This window comes from Rhodococcus sp. IEGM 1379, assembly GCF_030056815.1.
Taxonomy (GTDB): Bacteria; Actinomycetota; Actinomycetes; order Mycobacteriales; family Mycobacteriaceae; genus Rhodococcus_F.
The window spans coordinates 1-3,750 of record NZ_JASHKR010000160.1 but is presented as its reverse complement, the minus strand read 5'-3'; the positions used below and the strand labels follow the sequence as shown (position 1 = coordinate 3,750).

The following is a 3,750-nucleotide window of genomic DNA, read 5'->3' as shown; positions in this document are numbered from 1 at the left end:
ACTCCTCGTTCCCCGGAGCAGAACTCTCCGGAACCAGACTCAACAAAATATCGGGACCGATCGTTACCGCGGACTCCAGGCGGAATCGGCGCGCGTCGGCAATGGTGTGTACTCCGGCGTCGACCAGCGCCGAAGCGCCGGCGCCCAGCAGGATCGGTGCGATGTATGCCTCGATGACGTCGACGTACCCGGCCGCGAGGAAAGCGCCGGCCAGGCGCGGGCCGCCTTCGAGCAATACGTCCGTGTACTCGCCGAGTGCTTCGACAACCTCGTCGATGTTGTCGGTGTTCAGCAGGAGGGTGGGCGCAGTCTCGTCGAGAATGGCTGCGGTCGAGGGGATTTCACGCTTTCCGACCACCACTCGCACGGGCTGGTGGGCCGCCAATTCTCCGTTGGGTTGACGCGCCGTCAACCACGGATCGTCCGCAAAAACAGTGCCGGTGCCAACGATGATTGCGTCGATCTGCGCGCGCTGTGCATGCACCCGGGCGCGTGCCGCCGGACCGGTGATCCACTGACTGGTCCCATCCTGCGCGGCACTGCGACCGTCGAGACTGGCCGCGTACTTCCAGGTGATGTGCGGACGACCGGTGCGCTGTTTGTGCAGCCACGCCCGCAGCGGGCCGGCTTCAACCTCGGCCTCACGCAATCCTGACGTGACGGAGATGCCCGCTCGCATCAGCGTCGCCGCGCCGCCGGACGCTTCAGGATTGGGATCGCCGACGGCATAGACCACGGCCGAGATACCGGCGTCGATCAACGCCTGCGAGCAGGGCCCGGTCCGCCCTTGGTGGTTGCAAGGTTCGAGGGTGACGACGGCAGTACCACCGCGCGCGGCAGTACCGGCTTCGGTCAAGGCCACGATTTCGGCATGCGGACCGCCGGGCGGCTGCGTCATCCCGACGCCGGCAATGGTCCCGTCGGCCGCCAGAATCACAGCACCTACGGGCGGATTGGGGCTGGTGAATCCGCGTGCGGAATCTGCTGCGGCCAGAGCGATCTGCATCGCGGCGTCGAGGTCAGCGCTCGATGCCTGGGTACCTTTTGCCATCGGTGTGTTTCTCAGACCGACAGGGTCAGGTGGTGCGACGCCAATGCTGCCTGCGCACGGAGCTTGCGCACAGCTTCACCCGGATCGCTGGCGCCGTACACCGCGGAACCGGCGACGAAGCAGTCGATACCCGCTTCCGCTGCCTGCTCGATGGTCGACGCGTTGATGCCACCGTCGATCTCGACGAGCAACGTGAGCTCACCGGAATCGACGAGCTTACGGATTGTCCGCGCCTTGTCGAGTACCTGTGGCATGAAGGACTGACCGCCGAAACCGGGCTCGACGCTCATGATCAGGAGTGTGTCGAAGTCCTTGAGGATTTCGAGGTACGGGTCGATCGGGGTGCCGGGCTTGATGCTCAATCCGGCCTTGGCGCCGGCGGCGCGGATATCGCGGGCAACCGAACGCGGATCGTCGGTAGCTTCGGCGTGGAACGTGACGTTGTACGCACCGGCCTCGGCGTACGGCGGCGCCCAGCGCTCTGGGTTGTCGATCATAAGGTGGCAGTCGAGCGGAATATCCGTCGCCTTGAGCAGGCTCTCGACGACCGGGAGACCCAGCGTCAGGTTCGGAACAAAGTGCGCGTCCATCACGTCGACGTGAAGCCAGTCGGAGCCGGCAACAGCGGCCGCTTCATCGGCTAGGCGAGCAAAATCTGCGGACAGAATGGACGGTGCGATCATCGGGGAAGCCACGTGCCCGAGTTTAGCGGTGACGCCACTCCCCCTGTGCACGCACGTCGGCGGCGAAGACGAGAGTCAGTGATTGACTGCTGCGCGAAGCTTGCGAACCTTGCCCGGGGCCTTGATCCGCCACGCGTCCTCGAGCATCTCGGACAGCTGAACCTCGTCGATCAGTTCGAGATGAACCAGGATCGAACCGTGGCCGTGATAGTGGTCGGTGGTGAAAAACGGTGCTTGACCACTGGCGAGTAACGCCTCTTTTTCGTCCAGACCACACATCACTACCAATGCGCCTTCGGCTTCGGCGCGCAGGCGAACAAAAGTCTTGCCTGCCACCTTGAGTGCCGGGGTGTTGTACGAGGTCGATTCCTCTACACAAGGAAGCTTCGACCCAAGTACAACAACCTGTTCCCACGTAACCATGGAGGGAACCATACGACTCTTGTGTCGGGAATCAAACCCCTGTGCGCCGTTTTGGTAGGCCCAACTACCGAAACGGCGCACAGGGCGTTAGCTCAACGGCTTGCGCAACGCCGCCATGAACATCGCGTCCGTACCGTGGCGGTGCGGCCACAGCTGAACAGAATTGCCGTCGCCGACGTTCGGAACTCCGGGAACCAGTTCCTTGGTGTCGAGTTCGACAACGCCGTGGCGTCGTACGGCATCAGCGACCACTGCGAGAGTCTCCGTCAGGTGCGGCGAGCAGGTGGAGTACAGCACCACACCGCCGGGACGAACCAATTCGATTGCCGCTGCAAGCAATTCGCGCTGCAGCTTCGCCAGCGGAGCCACGTCCGACGGCTGACGACGCCACCGTGATTCCGGGCGACGACGCAGTGCGCCCAGTCCGGTGCAGGGTGCGTCGACGAGGATGCGGTCGTATCCGGGCTCGAGGCCCGATTCGCGGCCGTCGGCCACGTGAACGTCGACGGGAAGCTCGCGTGTGGTCTTGCGGATCAGCTCGGCACGGTGCGGAACCGGTTCAACGGCGTCGAGGCGTCCACCTTCGATACCGGCAAGAGCGCCCAGAAGCGCAGCCTTGCCGCCGGGGCCGGCACAGAGGTCCAGCCAGCGGCCGGCGTCGTCACCTTCGAGCGGGGCGAGCGTGAGGGCGCGGGCGACCAACTGGCTGCCTTCGTCCTGCACGCCGGCCAGTCCCTGACGGACAGCGTCGAGCTGTCCGGGGTCGCCGCCGTCGAGGTGGACGGCGTACGGCGAGTAGGGGCCCATCTCGCCGCCGGTGACCAGTGCGAGTTCTTCGGCCGAGATTTCACCGGGACGCGCAACGAGGTGCACAGCCGGACGGGCGTCGTCCGCGATCAGTACGTCTTCGAGCTCGCCGGCCGCTGCGCCGAGCGAATCAGCGAAAACCTGCGCGATCCACATCGGGTGCGCGTGCTCGAATGCGAGGTGCCCGATCGGATCCTTCGGCGCCAGCAATTCCACCCACTCGTCCTGCGTACGCTCGGACACACGACGAAGCACGGCATTGACGAATCCTGCCCGGCCCTGGCCTGATTCGGCCCGAGCGAGATCCACGGACGTCGCAACGGCTGCGTGCGGAGCGACGCGGGTGCGGAGCAATTGGTACGAGCCCAGACGAAGCACGTCGAGAAGGTTGCCGTCGATTTCCTCGACGGGCCGGCCGGACGCATGCACGATCACGGCGTCGAGAAGTCCCTGGGCGCGGGCCGCACCGTACGCCAATTCCGTGGCCAATGCAGCATCGCGCGAGTCCAGCTTGCGGTCACGCAAAAGGCCGGGCAAAACGAGGTTGGCGTAGGCGTCGCGCTCACGAACTGCGCGCAGAACGTCGAGTGCGGCCAAACGCGGCTTGTCGAGGCCAGCCGTCGGATCGGGCCGCTCAACCTGCTTGGGCTTGTTGTTCCGGGACCCGTTGCGCTTGCCGCCCGGGCCTTGCGCCGCACGTGCTGGTCGTCGTGATTCGGTCATGCTGCCTTTACCTCCGCGTCGAGTCGGGCACCGCGTGCCCAGTCCCCTGCCGACATCAATTTC

4 protein-coding genes are annotated in these 3,750 nt (G+C 65.3%); all 4 read right to left on the bottom strand.

Annotation, left to right across the window (positions count from 1 at the left end):
* Positions 1 to 1,051, bottom strand: a 1,051-nt coding sequence (gene ribD, locus QM600_RS29110) for a bifunctional diaminohydroxyphosphoribosylaminopyrimidine deaminase/5-amino-6-(5-phosphoribosylamino)uracil reductase RibD (RefSeq protein WP_283265228.1), incomplete at its 3' end; no start/stop codon positions are given.
* An 11-nt stretch (positions 1,052 to 1,062) separates the two neighbouring features.
* The gene (gene rpe, locus QM600_RS29105; RefSeq protein ID WP_283265227.1) at positions 1,063 to 1,746 is read right to left on the bottom strand and encodes a ribulose-phosphate 3-epimerase; all 684 of its coding nucleotides are present in this window, start codon (positions 1,744 to 1,746) and stop codon (positions 1,063 to 1,065) included.
* A 63-nt stretch (positions 1,747 to 1,809) separates the two neighbouring features.
* Positions 1,810 to 2,157, bottom strand: a complete 348-nt coding sequence (locus QM600_RS29100; protein ID WP_283265226.1) for an MmcQ/YjbR family DNA-binding protein — start codon at positions 2,155 to 2,157, stop codon at positions 1,810 to 1,812.
* Between the two features lie 87 nt (positions 2,158 to 2,244).
* A complete protein-coding gene (locus tag QM600_RS29095) occupies positions 2,245 to 3,687 on the bottom strand; it encodes an RsmB/NOP family class I SAM-dependent RNA methyltransferase (protein ID WP_283265224.1) in 1,443 nt (480 codons plus the stop codon).
* Between the last annotated feature and the right edge of the window lie 63 nt (positions 3,688 to 3,750).